Genomic DNA, 21,225 nt, shown 5'->3' on the forward strand with positions numbered 1-21,225 from the left:
GGAAAGCGATGAAGCATTCAAAGTACTCGATTGGAATTGATTATGGAACAGAGTCAGGTCGTGCGGTATTAGTAAGGTTATCAGATGGAAAAGAAATAGCAGAGAGCGTCACACCTTATCCTCACGGTGTCATAGAGGAAAGACTTCCTCATCAGAATATTCCGTTAGGTTATGAGTGGGCGCTGCAGCACCCGGACGATTATTTAGAAGTTATTCGCCGGTCTGTTCCTGATGTCCTGCAAATTTCAGGTGTCGACAAAAACGATGTGATTGGGTTAGGGATTGATTTTACTGCCTGCACGATGCTGCCGATTGACGAAAATCTGCAGCCCCTGTGTTTTGATCCTTTGCTTAAAGATCATCCGCACAGCTGGGTTAAGCTATGGAAGCATCATGCCGCCCAGGACCATGCGAATCGTTTGAACGAAATTGCTGACAATCGGGGAGAAGAATTCCTTGCCCGTTATGGGGGTAAGATTTCTTCGGAATGGATGATCCCTAAAATTTGGCAGATTGCTGAAGAGGCGCCGGAAATTTATGAACAAACCGATCAATTTGTTGAAGCAACTGACTGGGTGATTTCTCAGTTAACCGGAGAATTAAAAAGGAATAGCTGTACGGCAGGCTATAAATCGATTTGGAATAAAAAAGAAGGGTATCCGGATAATGAATTTTTTGGCTTGCTCCATCCCCTTATGAAGGATTTACCTGATACTAAACTAAGGGGTGACGTATATTCTCTTGGTACGAAAGCTGGCGGGGTAACGAAGAATATGGCCGCGGCAACCGGACTGCGTGAAGGCATGGCCGTAGCCGTTGGGAATGTGGATGCCCATTCAGCTGTGCCGGCGATGGGAGTCGTCACACCCGGAAAAATGGTAATGGTGATGGGGACATCGACCTGCCACATGCTGCTTGGGGAAGAAGAAAAACGTGTGGAGGGCATGTGCGGAGTAGTAGAAGATGGAATCATCCCCGGCTACTACGGGTATGAAGCCGGTCAATCGGCTGTTGGCGATATTTTTGGCTGGTTTGTTAACGAGCAAGTCCCCTTGTATGTACATGAGAAAGCAAAAGAAGAAGGAATCAATGTCCACCAATGGCTGGAAAAACAAGCGGCTACATATCAACCGGGTGAAACCGGTCTTCTTGCGCTTGATTGGTGGAATGGCAATCGTTCTGTTCTCGTGGACACGGAGTTAGGCGGTATGATTGCCGGAATGACGCTGCAAACGAAACCTGAAGAAGTGTACCGTGCATTGCTTGAGGCAACCGCCTTTGGCACACGCAAGATCGTTGACGCCCTTCACCAAAGAGGGGTTTCAGTAGATGAATTGTATGCGTGTGGAGGACTGCCGCAAAAAAATAAACTACTCATGCAGATTTATGCGGATGTGACAAATCGAAGCATCAAAATTGCAGATTCGGTTCAAACGCCGGCTGTAGGAGCCGCCATGTTCGGAGCTGTAGCTGCCGGCGGTGAGGCAGGCGGCTATGACACTATTTTAGCTGCTTCGGGTCAAATGTCGCGAGTAAAAGAAGAAGTGATTGAACCGATTCCTGCCCACGTCGACCTCTACGAGCGATTGTACAATGAATACGAACGACTCCATGACTACTTCGGCCGTGGAGAAAATGAAGTTATGAAAGAATTAAAAGCGATCCGCTCTCAAACCGAAAATAAGTTTACGATGCAGAAATAAAGGAGGAACAATTATGCTTACAATGAAACCTTATGTTTTTTGGTTCGTTACAGGAAGCCAGCATTTATACGGGGATGATACTTTAAAGCAAGTAGAAGAGAACTCGAAAGATCTCGTTCATCAATTAAATGAGAGCGGCCATTTACCTTTTCCGATTAAGTTTAAGCAAGTCCTGACGAATTCTTCTGACATTCACGAGGTCTGTCTACAGGCAAATGAGTCAGCTGATTGTGCTGGTATTATTACGTGGATGCACACCTTTTCACCGGCAAAAATGTGGATTGCCGGTTTGAAAGCTCTGCAGAAGCCGCTGCTTCATTTGCACACACAGTACAATAAGGAAGTGCCATGGGAAACAATCGATATGGACTTCATGAACTTGAATCAATCAGCCCATGGCGATCGGGAATACGGATTTATCGGAACGCGCCTTCATAAAGCGAGAAAGGTGATCGTAGGCTACTGGGGCAGTGAAACCATTCAAAAAAGAGTGGCCTCCTGGATGACGGTGGCGGCCGGCTTTAATGAAAGTCACTCAATCCGCGTCGCTAGATTCGGTGATAATATGCGGAATGTAGCCGTCACTGATGGGGATAAAATTGAAGCACAAATCAAATTCGGCTGGACAGTTGATTATTACGGGATCGGAGACCTCGTCGAAGTGATCAACACGATAACCGAAGAGGCCGTAAATGATCTCATGGAGGAGTACCGCACCCTGTACGACTTCCCTGAAAATGAGGAGCAGCTGGCCGCTATAAAAGAACAGGCACGGATTGAATTAGGGTTACAGGAGTTTTTAGAAGCAGGAAACTATCATGCCTTCACAACAAACTTTGAAGACTTGCATGGCATGGAACAACTGCCGGGACTTGCTGCTCAAAGGCTGATGGCAAAGGGGTACGGTTTTGCGGGAGAAGGAGACTGGAGAACGGCTGCCCTCGTCCGATTGATGAAAGTGATGGCTGGAAATGAGAAAACTTCCTTTATGGAAGATTATACGTACCACTTAGAAGAAGGAAACGAATTGATATTAGGTTCGCATATGCTGGAAATTTGTCCGTCTATCTCAGCGACGAAGCCCGCTGTTCAAGTGCATCCCTTAAGTATGGGGGATAAAAAAGATCCGGCCAGGCTTGTGTTTGACGGTGTCGGCGGCAAAGCAGTCAATGTTTCAGTAATTGAATTAGGCGGCCGCTTTCGAATGGTCATTAACAAAGTGGACGCTGTTCAGCCTGAAGTCGACACCCCCCGGCTGCCTGTAGCAAAGGTGTTGTGGAAGCCTCTTCCCTCATTAAGTGAAGCTACAGAAGCTTGGATATATGCAGGCGGCGCTCATCATACGGCTCTATCTTTTAGTTTAACCGCTGAACAGCTTGAAGATTATGCAGAAATGATCGGTATCGAATGTGTGACAATAGATGAAGAAACCCAACTAAAAACATTCAGGAAAGAGCTTGCTTTCAATCAACTGATTTGGAAATGAGAAAGGAGAAGACTGGCTTTAACGGCTGGTCTTTCTTTTTATTCAATTTCATCAAATGATGTAAGTGTGATATGCTAACTTATACGAATATGTGAGAGAATCTGGAGTGAAGTATATGCAGACGAAATACTCAATCGTGAAACAAGCAATAAAATCGAAAATTTTAGATGGAACTTATGAACCTCACCATAAAATCCAATCCGAAAGCGAAATGATGAAACAGTTCAGTGTCAGCCGTCATACGGTCCGGCTTGCCATTGGCGAACTTGTAAGTGAAGGCTGGCTGTACAGGGAACAAGGCGCGGGGACGTTTTGTGCGGATCGGACGACGCACCAGGCACATAGCGGCATCGTTTCCCGCAAAAACATTGCCATCGTAACGACGTATATTTCTGACTATATTTTCCCTTCTATTATTCGCGGAGCGGAAGCTCATTTAAGCGCGCAAGGCTATCATGTCAGCTTGTTTAGTACGAATAATGATCACGAAAAAGAAAGAGAATATTTGGAGATGATCATTACCCAGGGGTTTGACGGAGCAATTATCGAGCCGACGAAAAGTGCGTATGCCAATCCTAACATCAATTATTATTTGAATTTGGAAAGGTTGAACATCCCCTATATAATGATCAATGCCTATTATGAAGCATTAGAGCCGCTACGCGTGCTCGTAGACGATGAAAGAGGAGCATTCCTGCAGACGGAACATTTGCTCAATCAGGGTCACCGGGACATATTAGGCTTCTTTAAAACCGATGATATGCAGGGTAACCTTCGAATGAAAGGTTATTTGAAAGCTCATAGAATGTATAAAGTCCCTATTAATCCAAAGTATATTACGACTTATCAAACTGAAGAGAAAGATGAAAAACCCGTGGAAAAGTTACAGCACTACCTGAACCAAACGGGCCAGAAGCCAACAGCCATCGTCAGTTATAATGATGAGCTTGCGATTAAACTTCTCAATGTATTAAGGGAAAATCAAGTGAAAATCCCCGATGACATCTCTATCGTTGGATTTGATAACTCCTTTTTAACAGAGCTTTCAGAGGTGAAGTTAACCTCTATTCATCATCCACAGGCTGATCTCGGACATACAGCCGGAAAACTTATATTAGATTTGATTCGGACACAGCAGAAAAATAATGAATCAGCAGAAGAAATAAAGAGTGTGCTCTACCCTACGGAACTAGTTGTGCGCAGTTCTACGAAGGATATTACGGTTAAAGGTAAAGGATTAGAAAATATTAAGTAATCAAAAGAAAGGCTGCGGCCTATCTCAGCTTGTAGAGAAACCTAAAAGAGTGTAAAATTCCTTTCGTTAGAGAGTGTAAAGGGTTTGAGGAAGCGACTCCCTTTCCGCGGGCGAATGGTGTGCCTCCTCGGGCTTTATCAGCCCTCCGGGGTCCCACCTTATTCCCATTTCCCGCAGGAGTCTCGCCGTTTCCTCAAACCCTTTTTCGAAATAGATCACTGGCAAAATCTTTTATTCAAGCTGTGCCCTTATGAAAACAGCGTTTACAATAGGGCCTCACATTACGCAGGTTTCAAAATTCCATTTTCGTCAATGGAACGAAAAAAGTGCCGACTCCTGCGGGACGAGCAGTCAGGAGAAGCCCTGGAGATCGCAGTGAAATGATCGAGGGGTTTTCCGTCTTGCCCCGCGGAAAGCGGCGCTTTTTCTTATTCCTTTCTCCATACTTATATGAAGTACACCTTAGCTTTTCCGACAGACAGAGAAAGGCTGCGGCCTTTCTTTTTTTGTGTCATGGAGAAGTTTATCATTCATTGAACTAAGGATAGGGCCCTACCTCAAGGAAAAAATATTATATGTACGCATAAGTTAATGATTAAAATAACGCTGACTTATTGACTAATCATTCAGGGAGTGCTAACCTTTAGTCACGTACATAAAAATTGGAAATTACTAGAGAATGTACTCTACAACAAAAGGGAGAGTTTCATGCAATATTCAGATGATCTACTACAATTAGCAGAAGAAGTGCGCGTCGATCCTGAACGGTTGCCCAAACTGGATATTCGTGCTGGAAGCCTGTTGAAGTCTGCTGAGTTTATAAAAGAAAAAAGGTTTCAGCATGCGGTACTCGTTATAGATGAGAATACCAAACAAGCAGCAGGTAATGCGCTGTACAGATATGTAACAGCAGAAGGGATTAAAGCAACGGTCGTAGAGCTGGCCCCCAATTCTCATGGGCAAATTATAGCTGATGAGCCGACGATTATACAGTTAATGGTGGACACTCCTTCCGAGACTGATGTTCTGCTGGCGGTCGGGTCTGGAACCATACACGATATTACCCGTTTCTGCAGTGAGAAAATGAACCTCCCGTTTATTTCTATCCCAACAGCCGCTTCTGTTGACGGGTTTACTTCCAAAGGAGCTCCTCTTATTTTAAAAGGAGTAAAAAAGACGATCCAAACTACTTCGCCGATCGCAGTATTTGCCGATTTAAACGTGCTGTGCGCAGCCCCGCAAGACCTATCAGCGGCTGGGTTCGGCGACATATTAGGTAAATATACTTCGCTGCTGGACTGGCAGATTTCTCAGCTTGTTGCAGATGAACCATATAGTGCATCAGCTGCAAAGATGACGCGGAACTCCCTTGAGAGGTGTGTCAAGAATGCAGAAAAAATCGCACGAGCCGATGAAAAAGGGCTCACCATTTTAATGGAAGCTTTAATTGAATCCGGGCTCGTCATGCTGCTGCTGGACTTTTCAAGACCAGCCTCAGGCGGCGAGCATCATTTATCTCATTACTGGGAAATGGATCTTTTACAAAAAGATGCCCCACAGCTTCTTCATGGAGCGAAGGTAGGAATAGCCGCATCAATAATAACCGATTTATATAAACAATGGGCTGAGAACTTCAATCCCGATCTACTGTCCCAAGGAGAGAGGTACGAAAAAGAACTGAACGAACACTGGTATTCTATTAAAACTGAAATTGAAGCCCTGCCTGATGCGAAGGTATTACGCGATTACCTGGAGCAGACAGGAGGTCCCAGCCGTATTCAACAACTGGGAGTATCCGAATCTTTAGTGGAAAAAAGTTTAAATGAAGCCTTCCATTTAAGAGATCGATGTACGGGGTTGTTCCTGATCAATCAGATCAAATCAACCATGATTCCGTATCCATTACGTCCTTCTTTTTATCCTGAAGCCGATTAAAAAGATTAAGAAGATCTGATACAAAATAATTTAGTCTCAAACTGCCTATGAGTCTTTCCCCCTCTATGGAACACTTGATTGCCATAGAAAAAATCACTTTTTCCTACTAAGATTATGCTTCACCCATGTTCTTATCCTAAATACAAAAAGACTGGTCAAAAAACGACCAGTCTTCCACTTACAACTCCGCCTGCAAGATAATATCCCCTTCAGGTTGATCATTATAAGGCTGGGACTCTTTCGTCACAGCAATCGCATCCCATGATTGGTCTTCTTCATTCATTTCAAAAGTTACCGCCCCATTTCCTTGGTCGTCAGTTACAAATGCACCGGCCGGAACAGGATTTTCTCCTTCAATAAGCCATACTTGATACACTTGCTCTTCTTCCAGCTCTTCCATTTCCTGCACCTGGACGAGTAATTCATATCCTGTTTCACGTTGTGTCATCGTGGCCAGTCCTCCACCGCCAAATCCTTCTGTTGGTGATAAGGAAGCTCTCTCAAATGGGGAAGCAGTTGCGAGTTCATTTCTATTTTGCTCTTCTTCTAGTTCAGATAATGCCACTTGGATATCCGATAGGGATGATTCTAAGTTTTCATTATCAGAAGAAAGCTGTTGCAGCTGTGTTCCGAGAATGATATTGGCGCCGATTGATAGAAGTAGTCCAGCTGCTAATGCTCCTGTCCATACTTTTGACCGGGTGGCAAAAGTTTTCTTCGATGGAGTAACCGTCTCAGCTCCAGGCGTTTCTTCAGCAAATACGTGTGAAAACACTCTTCCCTTCATTCCTTCAGGGGGATCAACTTGTTCTCCATGTGATGAAATGTCGGCCATCATGTTTTCAATTTCTTGAACTTCCTCTCGACATTCTCCACATTCATGTAGATGCTGTTCGAATCGGAGTCTTTCTTCTTCTGATAACTGATCATTGATGTAATCTAGTACCCAATCGCATCTATAATCTTTCACCGTCGATCCCCCCTTTCTGTTCCAAGTTTTCTCGTAATTTCTTTAATGCCAGCCTCACTCTTCCTTTTACCGTGCCTAGCGGAATATCACATTTCTCTGCAATTTCTCTCTGAGACATCCCTTGGAAATAAAATAAGCAGATCATTCGCTGCTGAGCATCCGGCAAGGTATGTATGGCTTTTCTTAGGGCATCGCGTTCTTCTTTGTCTTCTATCTCTTTTTCTACGCCGGGAAGATCTTCACGAAGCGAATCACGATTGTCCCATTCGACCTCTTTGACTTTCTTTTTCCGTATAAGATCAATGGATCCGTTTCTCACAATTGTTAAAAGCCAGCTTGAGAACTTGCCCCGTTCTTCGGCATAAGTGCCGGCACCTTTCCCTCTCCACAGCTTCAGAAATACATCCTGCATCACTTCTTCAGCCATCTGCGTGTCTTTGGTAAATCGATAGGCAAAAGAATACAGCAGTTTTTCGTAACGATCGTACAGCAATTCCAGTGCCTCTTTGTCTCTTGACCGAATTCTCTCATACAATTCGACGTCCGTTAGTTTGTTCATTGAGGAATCCCCTTTATCAATAGTACCCATATTATATAATATTTCATGGAAAGATTCTTCGCGTGATGTACAGCTTACGTAAAAACATTGGGATTGGATGTGTTTTTCCTTATTAAAATTTTCATGCGGAAAAATGGGGCTGGGACATAACTAAATAAAACATAAAATAATCCGAACGATTATGGAGAAATCAGTTCAGATTATTTTATGTTAATGAGACTCCACACCATCGCTCCGTCAAAACACTCCGCTTTTCGTGGGCACGGCCTCAGCTTCCTCGGCAAGCAAAGAGCGCTTACCTGCGGGATCTTCGACTCGCGCTGTTCCCACAGGAGTCTGCGTGTTTTGACTACGCTAATGAGGTACGTGTATACAATCGTTCGTTTTTGACATCCCTGTTTTATGTCCTGATCTCGAACTGTTATTTTAAATCATCATTAGGTAATTCAAACAAGCCTTCAATCTCGCTGAATTTATTCGCCAGACGTCCTAAAGGCCTCAGCTTATCCAAGTTAACTTTATAATCATCCTCATAATAATCATCCTGAATATGGTACATGACCATTTCACCTATCACTAAATGATCACTACCGAGCTTTACAATTTGCTCTAACTTACACTCCATCTGGATAGGTGCTTCTTTAATTCGCATCGGCTTTACTTTTTCACTAGAGGCAGGAGTGAGTCCGGCTTCAGCAAATTCATCGACTTCACTTGGAAAGTTTTCTGACGTTTTTTGTACTTCGTTTCCTAAAGGAGTAGAAGATATATTAATGACAAATTCCCCGGTGGAGCGAATGTTTTCTAACGTATCCTTCACTGTCCCTTTTCGTTCCCCTACCCCCGGTCCTACCGAAATGCATAACATAGGCGGTTTTCTGGAAGCGACAGTAAAAAAACTGTAGGGAGCGATGTTCATTACGCCGTCCGGGGACTGAGTAGATACCCAGGCAATCGGCCGTGGTACGACTGAGCCGGATAAAAGTTTGTATACTTGATTTGTTTCATGTTCCGCTGGATCAAATTTCATCGTTTTCAAGATCCTTTCTTCACAGAATTATTGGGCGTATTGTTCCTCTTGTTTCATCTTATACAACTGGCTTAGCATAAGCATAACGATCACCATAATGCTTGAGATCATTAACCAGCCATAAGTATAGCCAGCCGTTTTATCAATAATCAAGCCAAATAAAGGAGGCAGTGTAATAACCCCTAGTGAACCGAGTGTAATACTAAAACCGCTAGATAAGCCGGCCTGCTCTTTGGGAACTAGTTCAGATGCCAAATTCATCCATATCCCATTGAAGCCGGAAACAGAAAATCCAAAAATTAAAAACAAAGGAATCAACAAGCCATAAGGTGTGCCGCGAGGAATAAAAGCAACGGCTGCACTGGCAAATAAAGTGATAGTTACAATGATTGCCATCACCGTCAGTCTCTGCCCTCCAAAGACACGGTCACTAATGACGCCCCACCCGATTCGGCCGAGAGAACCGCCGACCTCTGAAACAACTAATAAAAGCCCGGCCAGTACGAGGTTGATGCCGATCTGTTCATAAGTAAATAAAACGAGGTACGTATTTAAACACATTTGCGAGCCGTTGATCCCCATTGCACTTAAACTAATTAATAGTAAAGGTTTATTTTTCGCCATTGAGGCAATCGCAGCAAATGTAGAACCTGCTGCAGCTTTTTCAGCTTTTTTCATTTTTTCTTCTACAGGGTCTCTGTAAAGGAAATATGCAGCCAACCCAGCCGCCACTAGTGCGATGCATGCAATTAAGACAACAATTCTCCATCCATACGTTTCCGCTAAAGGCAGTAGCAGAATAGCTGCCAATGCAGAACCAAACGTAATCCCCATCTGCTTGATCCCCATCGCCGTGCCCCGCTGTTTCTGATCATACCAGAAAACAATACCTCTATTCGTCGTAGGGTGCATCCCTCCATAACCTATTCCGCCAATCACGATAAGCAGCAGTACAAACAAAAATGAGGTTTGAAAGGTCATGAGTAAGAAGCTTATTCCTAAACATGAGGACAGCACCAGCAATAGCGGCCGAGATCCAAAGCGGTCCGCTAAGAAACCTGTAGGAATTGAAGCCACCGCCTGCCCTAAAAATAAGGCAGACGGCAGCAGACCAACTTGAGCTTTAGTTAATTGTAAATCTTCTTCGATGAGTACGCCAAGCGGCCCCAGGCTTCTGCCGATAAAAGCAACCATAATTTGAGCCATTAGAAGCCATAAAAGCATACGCCAGGGCTTATATGTGCGAGAAGGCGCTAAATCCATGGCAGAACTTCTCATTCCAATTCATCTCTTTTCTATAAAACTACATTCCAATCACTTGTTTCGCTTCTTCCTCTTCTACTACAGAAACACTCATTACAAAACTTCCAACGACGCAGATCGCGAGGTTGAGCAGAAGACCCCACAACCCATTTGCCACTCCTAAATACGACCATCCTAAGATCGTCATTACTGAAGCCACAATGGTTCCAGCCAGCATACCGGCAAATACGGCTTTCGTGTGCAGGCGGTTCCAATAGAGTCCCAGAATGAGAGCCGGAGCAATTTGGATTAGTACTTCAAACTTTAACACAAAAATTTGATAGAGCGTACCCGGAGGAAACCATGCCACTAGAATTAGAATACCTACAGCTGCGACTCCTACTAATTTACCTACTAATAGTTTCTTACGCTCAGATGCATTAGGATTGATATAACTTCCATATAAATCATTCGAAATAATCGAAGAAAAAGTAAGCAGCACCGAGTCAGCTGTAGAAACAATAGCCGCGATTACTCCTCCAAACAGAAGAATCATAGCCCAGTAAAAAACAACGTTCTGACTCGCAACAGTACTTGCCATCATTCCTACGAGCTGTTCCGATTCTGCAGTGGATAAGTCAGGGAACGCATTGATGCCGATAATCCCAATAACAAATACGACACCGGCTGTTAAAAAGGGCATCCAGGCCATGCGGCTGAAGGAACGTTTTAACGTTCGTTCATCTTTTGCTGCAAAAATCCGCTGAATCGCATGAGGATAGACTGCTGCACCTATCCCAATAAGGACGAGTAAACTAAACCAGTTAACGACACCAGGTCCATCAGGCACACCTAACTTTTCTGGAGAATACGCCTTCATGTAATCTGCAGATGTCGGTAAACCACCAAAGTAAATAATGGAACCGAGCAGAAGCATAAATACACCAAAAAGCAGCGCAATCCCTTGCATTGTATCCGTATAAGCAACAGAGCGCATACCGCCCAGCCACCCATAGATCAACATGATAATGACGAAAAATACGACTCCTACATGATAAGGAACAGTACCATCCGTTAACCCATACACTCCCTGACCAATCGCTACCAGCTGTTCAAGCAGGTAATTTCCTAGTCCATACAGCATCAGCAGTGAAGCAAGGATCGTTACGGCTTTTGATTTAAAACGCTTCTCAAACCACTGGGCTGGAGTAACTAATTTGTACTTCTTTCCTAAAGAATACAATCGAGGTGCGAATAATAAATATGCCATAATAATCATAATGAAGAAAGGTACGGACACTAAATATTCATATCCCATCCGATACGCAGAGGGAGGGTACCCAACCACTGTGTTCCCACTATATTGAGTCGCAAAAAACGTGAAGAACAAGACCATTACCCCAAGACCTCTGCCTCCAAGATAGTATTCATCTAAGCTCTGGTGTATCTTCCGATTTCTTAAATACGTAACGACTCCGACGCCTAGCATAATAAAGCCATACACCAATAAAATGACGATACCTTCCCAGCCTGAAAATGCTAATTCCATTTATTTCACTCCTTTCTTTTCTGCTTCTTCTTCCTCTTCTTCAAGCATCCAATGGTACTTTAAAACGTAAGAGAGAAAAGCCGACAATAATACTGAGGCGATAATAATAATCATAGCCCAAAGCGGAACGCCATAAACGAGAATTTCTCCGAAGCTTTCAGGAAAATACCATGGATTCACCATCGCGAATAATAAACCGAGCACAATCCAAATCTTCCCATTCTTAATGGGTTCTTTTTTTGCCTTTTTCATTTCATTCCCTCCTTTTCATTGTTTGGCATTTTACTTTTGACTAAGATACAGGATATAAGTCCGAAATTTTCCCTGCTTTCATGACCTGGCCGGGCACGTCGTGATTCAGTATCGATGTTAAATATTTGGATGTGTCAATGAGTTCATCTAAATCAACTCGCATGTCGTAATCCATAAAGGCCAGCATATGAACAAGATCTTCTGTGCAAATATTCCCAGTAGCTCCTGGCGCAAAAGGACAGCCTCCTAACCCTCCTAACGAAGCATCAAAACGATCAATTCCTGCCCGTATCCCTTCCATCACATTGGCTAACCCCATCCCGCGTGTGTTATGAAAATGCAAAGTTATCGGAAGGTCAGGCCAGCGGTTACGTACTTTTTCGCTTAATCGATAGACCTGTTTCGGTGTCGCCATCCCTGTCGTATCGGCTAATGTAATTCCTGCCACGCCCAGTATTACGTACTGTTCAATCAAGTGGAGCACCTTTCCTTCATCAATACTGCCCTCAAAAGGACAGCCGAACGTCGTAGCAAGTGTTCCATTCATTTGTACATTCGTTCCACTTAAGTAAGAGGATATATCCTTAAAGTTTTCAAAAGATTCTTCCGGCGTTTTACGCACGTTCTTCCTATTGTGAGTCTCACTCACTGACGCGACTAAATTCACTTCATCAGCTTTACATTCCAGCGCCCGCTCTGCTCCTTTGATGTTTGGAATCAATGTCGTATAAGTTACGCCAGGGTGTCGGTCGATCCGTCTCATAACTTCTTCCGCATCCTTTAAATTCGGCACGGCTATAGGAGATACAAAGGATGTGACTTCAATTTTGTCTAAGCCAGTTGAGCTGAGCTTGTTTATTAATTTTACTTTTTCATCTGTCGGGACAAATTGGTCTTCGATTTGGAAACCATCTCTCGTCGCTACTTCCTGAATATAAATTCGCTCCATAACTTCTCCCTCCTCTTAAATAATCCCTTTATCCTTTAACTGTTGAACTTTTTCTTCATCAAAAGTAAGCAAGTTCTTCATGACTTCTTCGGTATGCTGACCAAGTTCCGGCCCCAGCCATTTCGTGCCTCCTGGTGTTTCACTCATTTTCGGTACTACCCCAGGAATTTTGAGATCTTCTTCGTCATTAAGTTTAAAATTTTGAATCATTTCACGGCTTAAGTAATGCGGGTCTTTCACGATATCTTCAATGCTGTATATCGGTCCTGCAGGCACTCTTGCTCCATCCAACACTTCTAGTGCATTCTCTAAGTTCATCGTCTTTGTCCAATTTTCTATCGTTTCATCTAGAAAATCGGCATGTTGAGCTCTGCCGCTGTTACTTTGAAAACGTTCATCTTCAGCCAGTCCTGGATAGCCAATGGCTTCCATCAGTCTTTTGAAAATGGCATCCCCGTTACCACCAATGACGATATACTTGCCATCTTTACATTGATAGGTATTGGACGGTGCAATACCGGGCAGAGAAGAGCCTGTTCGTTCCCGCACAGCTCCAAGCTTGTCAAACTCAGGAAGAGAGCCCTCTAATAAGCTGAAGACGGCTTCATAAAGCGCGACATCCACGACCTGACCTTTTCCCGTACCATGAACATCCCGATGATAAAGAGCCATCATCGCCCCGATTACGGAGTACATCGCAGCTAAAGAATCTCCAAGACTTACCCCTACTCTTGGCGGCGGGAGCTCAGGGTGACCCGTAATATGGCGAATTCCACCCATTGATTCGCCAATGCTTCCAAAGCCAGGTTTATTTCGATAAGGACCGGTCTGACCGTAGCCGGACACTCGTACCATTACAATGCCTGGATTGATTTCTTTTAATTGCTCATAGCCTAAGTTCCACTTTTCTAAAGTCCCGGGGCTGAAGTTTTCAATGACAATATCACATTGCTCAACAAGTGATTTAACAAGATTCTGACCTTCTTCACTTTTTAAGTTGATTGTGATCGACTTTTTGTTTCTTGACTGCAGTCTCCACCAAAGGGAAGTGCCATCATAAATATGTCTCCACTCACGCAGGGGGTCTCCTTTTTTTGGAGGTTCTACTTTAATAACTTCCGCTCCAAATTCAGCCATTAACCTTCCTGCAAAAGGGCCGGCAATCAAACTACCCATTTCTAAAACCTTTACACCTTCTAAACTTTGTACCATTGCTGTCCCACCTCTTTTTTTGAAAACGCTTTATAATAATATAAAAAAATAAACTCCCTATCTGGAAGTCTTTGCATACATTTAATATCAAAACTTTCTGAATCTTGTTATAACAATAACACCTTGTATACAATAGTTCAATAATTACTTATAAAAATTTAATTTTAAGGCTAAATCACCCATGCTTTGTATACAATGAATGTTCAAGTTTGAAGTTTACTTATTAATTTGGATACAATATAAGACAGAGGTGTTGTTTAATGAACGCATATGAATCGATAAAGAAAGCTATTTTGCACGGAGATTACCCGCCTAAAATGCGATTAACAGAGGAATACTTGGCGAGCCAATTAAGTTTGAGCCGTACACCAATTCGAGAAGCATTGAGGCAGCTTGAATCTGAAGGATTAATTGTATCGTTAAAACGCGGGGTATCCGTGCGTCATTTTACGAAACAAGATATAGAACAAATTTACGACTTGCGGGTGTTATTAGAGGGTTATGCAGCCGCTCAAGCAGCGCTCCATCGTACAAAAGAAGATTTAGAAGAAATGAACCAGGCGAATGAATTATATGAAACCGCGATAACCTCTTACTTTGACTCAGGCAGCACAACGATCGATCACATCCTTGATATTAACCAGCAATTTCATGATACCGTTATTAAAGCTTCTCAAAACCAACACATCCATTCTCACATGTCTAAAGTTGTAGTGGTCCCTCTTATCTTCCGTTCTTTTTACTGGTTTGACGAATACCAGCTCCGCCACTCCTTAGACGTCCATAAAACGATCCTTAAAGCAATCGAACAGCAGGATACAGAACGCGCCCGTGCGGCTATGCATGAACATATTTATCATGGACGTGACCAGGTCATCTACCATATGGATGAAATCGATCATCACTATACGTCTTGATAACCGACGTAATAGTATCAGGTACCTAGTGCTGTAAAAGAGCAATTTTGGTACCTGGTACCCAATTAAAAATCCGAACAGATTTCAGTGAAATCGTTCGGATTATATTATGCCTTATACTGTTTAGACCCAGCTGATTATTGTTTATTATACGGCAGCGGGGCCTCAGGAGCTATCAGTTCTTGATCAAGCAATTCCCTCCAGAACTCATTAGGAATCACTGTCTCAAGTGCAGCCTGATCCTCTTCTATTCTCTCCGGACGGCTGGCTCCTGGAATAGCTGCGGCAACAGCCGGATGGGCTAGTGTAAATTGAAGAGCCGCTGCTTTAACGCTTATATTATGGCGCTGGGCGATGCTTTTTAATTTCTCAACTCTCGCAATCATTTCCTCAGGCGCTTTTTGATATTCAAAATGACTTCCTCCGGCAAGGACGCCTGAATTGTACGGGCCTCCTGCAATAATGCTCAAACCTTTTTCTTCAGCATGAGGGAGTACTCGCTGTAATGCTTTCTCATGATCCAGCAATGTATAGCGGCCGGCCATGAGGCAAAGGTCTGGATTGGCTTCTTCGAGCTCCATCGCGATTTCTATCGGCTCTACTCGGTTTACACCTAATCCCCAGGACTGGATGACTCCTTCTTCCCTCAGACGAGTCAGTTCTTTAAATGCCCCCGTTCTGGCTGTTTCAAATTGAGCCAGCCATTCATCACCGTGGAAGTCCTGCGCAATATCATGCACATAGACAAAGTCGAGACGATCGGTTTTTAACCGTTCCAGACTCTGTTCTATGGAGCGGAGGGTGGCATCCCCACTATAATCAGTTACCACTTTATTGTTACGGCCGTGTTCAAACAATTCTCCTTGTTCTGCTTCTTCTTTTTCGGATTCCATATATCTTCCAACCTTCGTACTGAGCACATAATCGTCACGATTACGATCGGATAATGCTTCCCCTAAACGAATCTCTGAAAGTCCTGCACCGTAGAAGGGAGCGGTGTCAAAATACCGAATACCATGATCCCAGGCTGCATTTACCGTAGCCATCGCTTCTTCTTCCGGTATATCGCGGTACATATTACCTAAGGGAGCTGTACCAAAACCGATCTTTCCCTGAATAAGATGTTTCATATTTAAAAAACCTCCAGTAGATTAAAAAATGGATAAACAAGCTACACCACTTATTTAACCTTTATGGTTCAATATGAAACGTATGAAAGAATGTTCTTCGTTTATTTTCGAAAAGCAGAGTAAACAGCTATGGTGAAAATGACAAAGAACACGAGACCTACCCCGATTAAAATATCGAATACGTTCAAAATATCCCTCCTTTAATTTCAATCCTACAACGCTCCCATGGGCACCGCAGTAATCATCAATGATTAACCCACTTAACGAAGTTTAGCTGTCTGACTTATGGGAATAGTTGTAATATACAAATGTTTTAATGAGATTTTGTCTGTTTTCTACTTTATCTTATTATGAGGAGAGGAGAAAAATGATGGAGCATGTAAAAGCGCTGGCCATTAAAGGTCTTATGACTATTGTAGGTCTTTATTTAGTACTCGGATTAGGTTTTGGCGTCTCGTTAATGACCATTTTAGCCATCACAGTTGTTCTTGGGGTTATTTCATATGTATTTGGAGATCTTCTATTATATCCGAAAACAACGAACATGGTAGCAAGCACCGCAGATGTAGGTCTTTCAATCATCATCATTGCCATCGTAGGTTCCATAATGGGAAGTCCGGACCAATCATCCTGGATTTCTGCAGGCGTCTTAGCTGGTATTGTTCTTGGAGCAGGAGAATTTTTCTTTCACAATTATATTGCAAAAAAACCCGAACTTCGAGCCTCATTTATTAAGTAAAATTTTAGAACATTCATTTGATGAGAAAGTTTAAGGTTTTGTAATAAGTGATACAGTATTATGTGATCCAATTCCGAAAGAAAGGATGAGTACCATGAGTAGAAACACACAGTATCAGCCTATAAAAGGGAATGGAATCGAATTATCAGATGCCCAGGAAGTTCGTTACGCGAAAGAATTTAAACAAGCAGATATAGCCGGGGGTTATCGCAAGCCTAAAGTAAAACAGGCTAAAAATGAAAACCCTGATTTGAAATCCTAATACTTGGCAAGGTGCAGACCTGACTCCCCCTATACAAAATGAAACCACGAAGAAATTACTTCGTGGTTTTTCTTTTGTTAGAAATCAGCTTCTTAAAAAGCTCCGGATCCTCCACCGCCTCCTCCTACACCTGTACCGCCGCCACCTGGCCCGATGCCTGAAGAAGCGGAAGCAGTCGCATGCTGATCAGCTGATCGAAAGCTGCTATGCAGTGTCGCTCCAATCAATAAATAAATCATCCAATCCTCATTAGATGAAGAAAGAGCAGCCGGTGGTTTGGAGAATAGATCACGTTTACCTGCACCGATCTGGTAAAGTAAAGCAGGCACCTGGTCTTCCTGCCCCCATGTTTTCCACTCGTCTCCTTGATTTAAAGGTTGAAGTTCGCGTTTTATCCTCTGTCCTTCGATCGTTAACGGCTGATAAAAAATGGCATAGAGAACAAAAAAGACGAATAACACGATGGCAGCAGTCATCCAAACAAACAATCCAAAATAGGGAAAGAGAATAACAAAAGGTATTGCCGCTAACGCTGCAATCCCGGATAACCAGCGGGGTTTAGCTGTTTTCTCATACAATTTACGTTCACGTGATTCTTTATTGACGGCTTGACGCCAAGCATTAAAGTGCTTCTGGTAATCCCTGTGGTTCTCCTTATGCTGGACATATTCCTCTAACTGTTGGACATGAAATCTTCCGTCTGCCCCAACTTTATCAAACAGCCAGGTCACCAAAATCGTTTCATGCTCGTATTCAGTTTGACGCTTAACCAGTTTAAACTCTTTATCCGAAACCTTTTCTACTATTCCTTTACGGACAAGATCAAGTAATGCAGCGGTCAATGTGGATGTAGAAAGAATACCGTGGTTCATAAACCCAAGCATGGCCGGAAGGCTCATCGTCTCTTTCGGAAAGCTTCCACCTCCACTGCTCTGTCGCTCTGCTTCACGCAAGGTTTCCTTTCTTTTTCTCCAGCCTTCTATCATAAGGATGAGAGCAATCAAGGCTAACCCGCCTATGATAAATGGAGCTAAGGCTCCCCATCGTTCTTTTTGTTCCGCTTTAGCCATCACTTCCTGATCTAATGCCGCTTTTTCAGCTTGAATGGTTTCCAGCATAGGGGCTTCACTCGTTATAGCGGCTTCAGAAAACAAAGAAGACTCATAAGCAACACGAATGTCTCCTTTTTTTCCGCTCGGTACTTCCCCCAGGTCGAATGTCACACTACCATCATCTTTGGGTTGAGCTGTACCGTAGGCTTCATCTTTACCATAAGCCGCTTTAACCTCAGTCGTTCCTGGGGGTTCAACCGTTATAGACATTGATTCGTAAGTAGACTCATTGCTGTCATCAAAGAACGGCCAGTAAAATTCTGCAACATCTTCGTAGACATTTACTCCATTTTCGATCGAATAATATAAATCGATGGTTATCGTTTCATCTGAACCACTTCGATAAATCTTGTATAAATGGTCTTCTTGATCAATATTCAGATCCGTTCCGCTTTCTGAAGCACGGACATTAGAAATTGAAGTGTTTTCTTTAGGTAAAAGAGTTCTTGTAATTCCATTAAACTCTCCATCAAAACGATACGTATGGGTTTCTTTTACTTCCACATTCCCATTTTCCTGTAAAGAAGCATTAATAATAGTTTCCTCAATATCATAATCAACGGCGAATACCGAAGTGGGGATTGAGATGATCAATAAAAGAAGAAATAAACTCATTAGATTTTTCAAATTCGTCACCCGCTTTCTTTTCTTTTCTACGGTTCATAATGAAAAAGGTTTCATTTCAAGTTCTAAAAATGATCTCCTAAAGTCTTTTTTATTTTACGTATTGACGCATGAAAAAATCGCTAATAAAATGTGGTCACATTTCTGAGAATAGTTCTATGAAATGAGCACGATTTTAAATAGATTAGAGGGTTTTCTTTTGCTATATCGTTCCTTTATTTACCTGTTGGGAATGCTTGTTAACTTCTTTGGTGTTGCCCTGCTGATTAATGCTACCCTTGGAGCCGGCTTTTGGACCTCCTTCTTTATAGGAGTGACAGATCACCTTGGATATACGGTAGGCTTTTGGTACGGTACGTTTCAGCTCATTATTATTTTTGTTAATGCCGTATTAATGAAACAAAAGCCTGAAGTAAGAGCAGCTATACCTGTACTGTTAGAAAGTTTAATATTAGACTTTTGGTTAGTTGTGGTATTTTCCCATGTTGATTTATCACTAGCTCCGTATTTGTTACAGGTTTCAACCTTGTTAGCAGGCGTAGTAATCATCGGGTTGGGAGTGGCCATTTATATACTCCCTCAATTTCCGCGGGCTCCGGTCGATCAATTGTTTTTAGCTGTCAGTGCTCGTTTTAACTTAAGTATTCAAATGGGGCAATCCGTAGTAGCGGTCTTCATGACCACTCTCGCTTTCCTTATAGGAGGCCCCGTTGGATTAGGAACGATCGCGCCGATGCTGTTCCTGGGACCCGTTATTCAGTATAGCTATACGAGGGCGTACCCACTGTATTATAAGCTGCACCCGCAAGGTATCCAGGATTATCAAGAAGCCATGTAGGGCCTGGGTAAAAGCAGCTATTGAAAAACGAAAGATTAACAAATAGAGAAAGACCCGAACTATTCATTTACCAAATAGGAGCGGGTCTTTCTTATTTTTGCCGCCCTTGTTTAACTACAAGCTACTGATCTAAGGCAGGTACTATAGTTTTCAAGTCAATTAAGTCATCAATTACTCTATCAGCCTGAGAAAGTTCATCTTCCCTGGCAAAATCAAAATTACATCCTATTGAAGCTAATCCATTTTCTTTAGCTGCATTTATATCAGATAAGCGGTCTCCGACTACTACAGCTTTTTTCACACTATACTTTTCTATAATGGTTTTGACTAAATCTGCTTTATCCAGCGTTTGTATTTGCTCAATGCTGAAAGTTTCAGTTACCCACTGTTCCAACCGATAATAACGTACTATCGCTTGTAGATACTCCGTTAAACCATTGCTTGCTATGTAAATCGAATATCCCTTCTCTGTTAAATAACTAAAAGCTTCTTCTACATGAGGATATAAAGCCCCTTTTCCACTATTTATATTCTTAATTAAACGTTCGAGGAAATGGTCATTCACTTGTTCTCTTAACTCGGATGAATGACCGGGTAATAAAGTTTCCCATACTTTAGGCAACGGCATCCCCATAATCTTCCGGTACTTTTCTATAGGCGTTTCTGTATCCCATTGGTCCAGTTCTCTAAGATGGTTGAATGCGTCGTCTAATGATAATTCCAAGATTTTATCTGTTTGAAATAGTGTTCCATCCATATCAAAAATTAATGCTTGGGACATTGGTTTGCTCTCCTTTAATAAAAAATATGCTTCCTTTTCGAAGTTTGACAGAAAAGTTATAGTGATTTAACTGCTGAATGTATAAAAAAAGTGAGGATTGAAAAACTATCACGAGGTGATAGAGATGACTTTTATTATTATTGTTGGTTTTGTTCTTCCGTGGATTACGGGGATTTATTTATATAGGAAAGCACCGAAAATCTTTTTTACGACGGCGCCCATCACCGCTTTGATTGCGGTGGTCTTGAATCAGGCAGGCATTCACATAGGTTTATGGAAGGTTCACCCAATGCCAAAGGCTATGCTGTTAGATTCCATATTTTTAGATTTAGGAATATTTACCATAGCCGGAGCCTGGTTTACCTATGCGCTCGTCTACAAAACCATTCACCCCTTTTTGGTTTACTTTTTATTTATTGGAGGAATGACAGGTTTAGAAGGATTAGCCCTTTTAAAAGGAACACTAACCTATAATGACGATTGGTCCTATTTTTACACTTTCTTAATGTATGTAGGGGGGTTTCTTGTGATTGGAGGAATATCGAAATTGTTAATTAAGCTTAACGTTTTCCCATAGACCTTGCTGTAACAAAAACTCGCAATGGGAAATGTAATAATAACAGCAATTACCCACAAAAACCTCTTCATTTTCGCTCATACCTTCTTTTCAACCCAATAAT

Annotated in this window: 20 protein-coding genes; 9 read left to right on the forward strand and 11 right to left on the reverse strand. The window is 42.5% G+C overall.

Annotated features, from left to right (window positions below; translation table 11 throughout):
* Nucleotides 1–8: 8 nt before the first annotated feature.
* The 4 genes from ACGTNH_RS13490 (at nt 9) to ACGTNH_RS13505 (ending at nt 6,379) form a co-directional block, all read left to right on the forward strand.
* Nucleotides 9–1,703 (forward strand): ribulokinase, encoded by a 1,695-nt coding sequence (locus tag ACGTNH_RS13490; protein ID WP_394587399.1) that lies wholly within the window; start codon nt 9–11, stop codon nt 1,701–1,703.
* Nucleotides 1,704–1,716: 13 nt separating this feature from the next.
* A complete protein-coding gene (gene araA / locus ACGTNH_RS13495; protein ID WP_394587400.1) occupies nt 1,717–3,189 on the forward strand; it encodes an L-arabinose isomerase in 1,473 nt (490 codons plus the stop codon).
* Nucleotides 3,190–3,304: 115 nt separating this feature from the next.
* Complete coding sequence (locus ACGTNH_RS13500; protein WP_394587401.1) at nt 3,305–4,444, forward strand: GntR family transcriptional regulator; 1,140 nt, start codon at nt 3,305–3,307, stop codon at nt 4,442–4,444.
* A gap of 708 nt (nt 4,445–5,152) precedes the next feature.
* Nucleotides 5,153–6,379 carry a sn-glycerol-1-phosphate dehydrogenase gene (locus ACGTNH_RS13505; protein ID WP_394587402.1) on the forward strand — a complete coding sequence of 409 codons (1,227 nt, stop codon included), beginning with the start codon at nt 5,153–5,155 and terminating at the stop codon, nt 6,377–6,379.
* Between the two features lie 178 nt (nt 6,380–6,557).
* Here ACGTNH_RS13505 and ACGTNH_RS13510 read toward each other — a convergent pair whose 3' ends face one another.
* The 8 genes from ACGTNH_RS13510 to ACGTNH_RS13545 form a co-directional block, all read right to left on the reverse strand.
* The gene (locus ACGTNH_RS13510; RefSeq protein ID WP_394587403.1) at nt 6,558–7,349 is read right to left on the reverse strand and encodes an anti-sigma factor domain-containing protein; all 792 of its coding nucleotides are present in this window, start codon (nt 7,347–7,349) and stop codon (nt 6,558–6,560) included.
* A complete protein-coding gene (locus ACGTNH_RS13515; RefSeq protein ID WP_394587404.1) occupies nt 7,336–7,908 on the reverse strand; it encodes an RNA polymerase sigma factor in 573 nt (190 codons plus the stop codon). The genes ACGTNH_RS13510 and ACGTNH_RS13515 overlap by 14 nt, the downstream gene beginning before the upstream one ends.
* A 421-nt stretch (nt 7,909–8,329) precedes the next feature.
* A complete protein-coding gene (locus tag ACGTNH_RS13520; RefSeq protein ID WP_394587706.1) occupies nt 8,330–8,938 on the reverse strand; it encodes a flavin reductase family protein in 609 nt (202 codons plus the stop codon).
* A 27-nt stretch (nt 8,939–8,965) separates the two neighbouring features.
* Nucleotides 8,966–10,216, reverse strand: a complete 1,251-nt coding sequence (locus tag ACGTNH_RS13525; RefSeq protein WP_394587405.1) for an MFS transporter — start codon at nt 10,214–10,216, stop codon at nt 8,966–8,968.
* Between the two features lie 25 nt (nt 10,217–10,241).
* Nucleotides 10,242–11,729: a sodium:solute symporter family protein gene (locus tag ACGTNH_RS13530; RefSeq protein WP_394587406.1), complete on the reverse strand. Its 1,488-nt coding sequence runs from the start codon at nt 11,727–11,729 to the stop codon at nt 10,242–10,244.
* Nucleotides 11,730–11,981 carry a hypothetical protein gene (locus ACGTNH_RS13535; RefSeq protein WP_394587407.1) on the reverse strand — a complete coding sequence of 84 codons (252 nt, stop codon included), beginning with the start codon at nt 11,979–11,981 and terminating at the stop codon, nt 11,730–11,732.
* 40 nt (nt 11,982–12,021) lie between these two features.
* Nucleotides 12,022–12,930 carry a hydroxymethylglutaryl-CoA lyase gene (locus tag ACGTNH_RS13540; protein ID WP_394587408.1) on the reverse strand — a complete coding sequence of 303 codons (909 nt, stop codon included), beginning with the start codon at nt 12,928–12,930 and terminating at the stop codon, nt 12,022–12,024.
* Nucleotides 12,931–12,945: 15 nt separating this feature from the next.
* Nucleotides 12,946–14,142: a CaiB/BaiF CoA transferase family protein gene (locus ACGTNH_RS13545; protein ID WP_394587409.1), complete on the reverse strand. Its 1,197-nt coding sequence runs from the start codon at nt 14,140–14,142 to the stop codon at nt 12,946–12,948.
* Between the two features lie 260 nt (nt 14,143–14,402).
* Between ACGTNH_RS13545 and ACGTNH_RS13550 the strand changes: the two genes are divergently transcribed.
* A complete protein-coding gene (locus ACGTNH_RS13550; protein ID WP_394587410.1) occupies nt 14,403–15,059 on the forward strand; it encodes a GntR family transcriptional regulator in 657 nt (218 codons plus the stop codon).
* Between the two features lie 137 nt (nt 15,060–15,196).
* On the opposite strand, the gene ACGTNH_RS13555 is transcribed toward ACGTNH_RS13550, so the two are convergent.
* On the reverse strand, nt 15,197–16,189 hold the full coding sequence (locus ACGTNH_RS13555; RefSeq protein ID WP_394587411.1) for an aldo/keto reductase: 993 nt from the start codon (nt 16,187–16,189) through the stop codon (nt 15,197–15,199).
* Between the two features lie 367 nt (nt 16,190–16,556).
* Here ACGTNH_RS13555 and ACGTNH_RS13560 point away from each other — a divergent pair, with 367 nt between their 5' ends.
* Both ACGTNH_RS13560 and ACGTNH_RS13565 read left to right on the forward strand, forming a co-directional pair.
* Nucleotides 16,557–16,928, forward strand: coding sequence for a DUF2512 family protein (locus tag ACGTNH_RS13560; protein WP_394587412.1), 372 nt, complete (start codon nt 16,557–16,559; stop codon nt 16,926–16,928).
* Nucleotides 16,929–17,022: 94 nt separating this feature from the next.
* On the forward strand, nt 17,023–17,190 hold the full coding sequence (locus ACGTNH_RS13565) for a YfhE family protein (protein WP_394587413.1): 168 nt from the start codon (nt 17,023–17,025) through the stop codon (nt 17,188–17,190).
* Between the two features lie 92 nt (nt 17,191–17,282).
* Here ACGTNH_RS13565 and ACGTNH_RS13570 read toward each other — a convergent pair whose 3' ends face one another.
* On the reverse strand, nt 17,283–18,929 hold the full coding sequence (locus tag ACGTNH_RS13570; RefSeq protein WP_394587414.1) for a DUF2207 domain-containing protein: 1,647 nt from the start codon (nt 18,927–18,929) through the stop codon (nt 17,283–17,285).
* A 196-nt stretch (nt 18,930–19,125) separates the two neighbouring features.
* Here ACGTNH_RS13570 and ACGTNH_RS13575 point away from each other — a divergent pair, with 196 nt between their 5' ends.
* On the forward strand, nt 19,126–19,764 hold the full coding sequence (locus tag ACGTNH_RS13575) for a YczE/YyaS/YitT family protein (protein WP_394587415.1): 639 nt from the start codon (nt 19,126–19,128) through the stop codon (nt 19,762–19,764).
* A 121-nt stretch (nt 19,765–19,885) separates the two neighbouring features.
* On the opposite strand, the gene ACGTNH_RS13580 is transcribed toward ACGTNH_RS13575, so the two are convergent.
* Nucleotides 19,886–20,545 carry an HAD family hydrolase gene (locus tag ACGTNH_RS13580; RefSeq protein WP_394587416.1) on the reverse strand — a complete coding sequence of 220 codons (660 nt, stop codon included), beginning with the start codon at nt 20,543–20,545 and terminating at the stop codon, nt 19,886–19,888.
* 124 nt (nt 20,546–20,669) lie between these two features.
* Between ACGTNH_RS13580 and ACGTNH_RS13585 the strand changes: the two genes are divergently transcribed.
* Entirely contained in the window at nt 20,670–21,122 is a 453-nt protein-coding gene (locus tag ACGTNH_RS13585) for a hypothetical protein (RefSeq protein WP_394587417.1), read from the forward strand.
* Nucleotides 21,123–21,225 lie beyond the last annotated feature (103 nt).

It is taken from the genome of Halobacillus sp. B23F22_1 (genome assembly GCF_043497005.1).
Taxonomy (GTDB): domain Bacteria; phylum Bacillota; class Bacilli; order Bacillales; family Halobacillaceae; genus Halobacillus_A.

What these genes read in the sequence shown, in the direction of transcription:
- ACGTNH_RS13580 (WP_394587416.1), bottom strand. Translation starts at nt 20,545, where the DNA reads ATGTCCCAAGCATTAATTTTTGATATGGATGGAACACTATTTCAAACA.
- ACGTNH_RS13585 (WP_394587417.1), top strand. Translation starts at nt 20,670, where the DNA reads ATGACTTTTATTATTATTGTTGGTTTTGTTCTTCCGTGGATTACGGGG.
- ACGTNH_RS13515 (WP_394587404.1), bottom strand. Translation starts at nt 7,908, where the DNA reads ATGAACAAACTAACGGACGTCGAATTGTATGAGAGAATTCGGTCAAGA.
- ACGTNH_RS13535 (WP_394587407.1), bottom strand. Translation starts at nt 11,981, where the DNA reads ATGAAAAAGGCAAAAAAAGAACCCATTAAGAATGGGAAGATTTGGATT.
- ACGTNH_RS13520 (WP_394587706.1), bottom strand. Translation starts at nt 8,938, where the DNA reads ATGAAATTTGATCCAGCGGAACATGAAACAAATCAAGTATACAAACTT.
- ACGTNH_RS13550 (WP_394587410.1), top strand. Translation starts at nt 14,403, where the DNA reads ATGAACGCATATGAATCGATAAAGAAAGCTATTTTGCACGGAGATTAC.
- ACGTNH_RS13530 (WP_394587406.1), bottom strand. Translation starts at nt 11,729, where the DNA reads ATGGAATTAGCATTTTCAGGCTGGGAAGGTATCGTCATTTTATTGGTG.
- ACGTNH_RS13505 (WP_394587402.1), top strand. Translation starts at nt 5,153, where the DNA reads ATGCAATATTCAGATGATCTACTACAATTAGCAGAAGAAGTGCGCGTC.
- ACGTNH_RS13545 (WP_394587409.1), bottom strand. Translation starts at nt 14,142, where the DNA reads ATGGTACAAAGTTTAGAAGGTGTAAAGGTTTTAGAAATGGGTAGTTTG.
- ACGTNH_RS13565 (WP_394587413.1), top strand. Translation starts at nt 17,023, where the DNA reads ATGAGTAGAAACACACAGTATCAGCCTATAAAAGGGAATGGAATCGAA.
- araA (WP_394587400.1), top strand. Translation starts at nt 1,717, where the DNA reads ATGCTTACAATGAAACCTTATGTTTTTTGGTTCGTTACAGGAAGCCAG.
- ACGTNH_RS13540 (WP_394587408.1), bottom strand. Translation starts at nt 12,930, where the DNA reads ATGGAGCGAATTTATATTCAGGAAGTAGCGACGAGAGATGGTTTCCAA.
- ACGTNH_RS13525 (WP_394587405.1), bottom strand. Translation starts at nt 10,216, where the DNA reads ATGAGAAGTTCTGCCATGGATTTAGCGCCTTCTCGCACATATAAGCCC.
- ACGTNH_RS13500 (WP_394587401.1), top strand. Translation starts at nt 3,305, where the DNA reads ATGCAGACGAAATACTCAATCGTGAAACAAGCAATAAAATCGAAAATT.
- ACGTNH_RS13555 (WP_394587411.1), bottom strand. Translation starts at nt 16,189, where the DNA reads ATGAAACATCTTATTCAGGGAAAGATCGGTTTTGGTACAGCTCCCTTA.
- ACGTNH_RS13560 (WP_394587412.1), top strand. Translation starts at nt 16,557, where the DNA reads ATGATGGAGCATGTAAAAGCGCTGGCCATTAAAGGTCTTATGACTATT.
- ACGTNH_RS13490 (WP_394587399.1), top strand. Translation starts at nt 9, where the DNA reads ATGAAGCATTCAAAGTACTCGATTGGAATTGATTATGGAACAGAGTCA.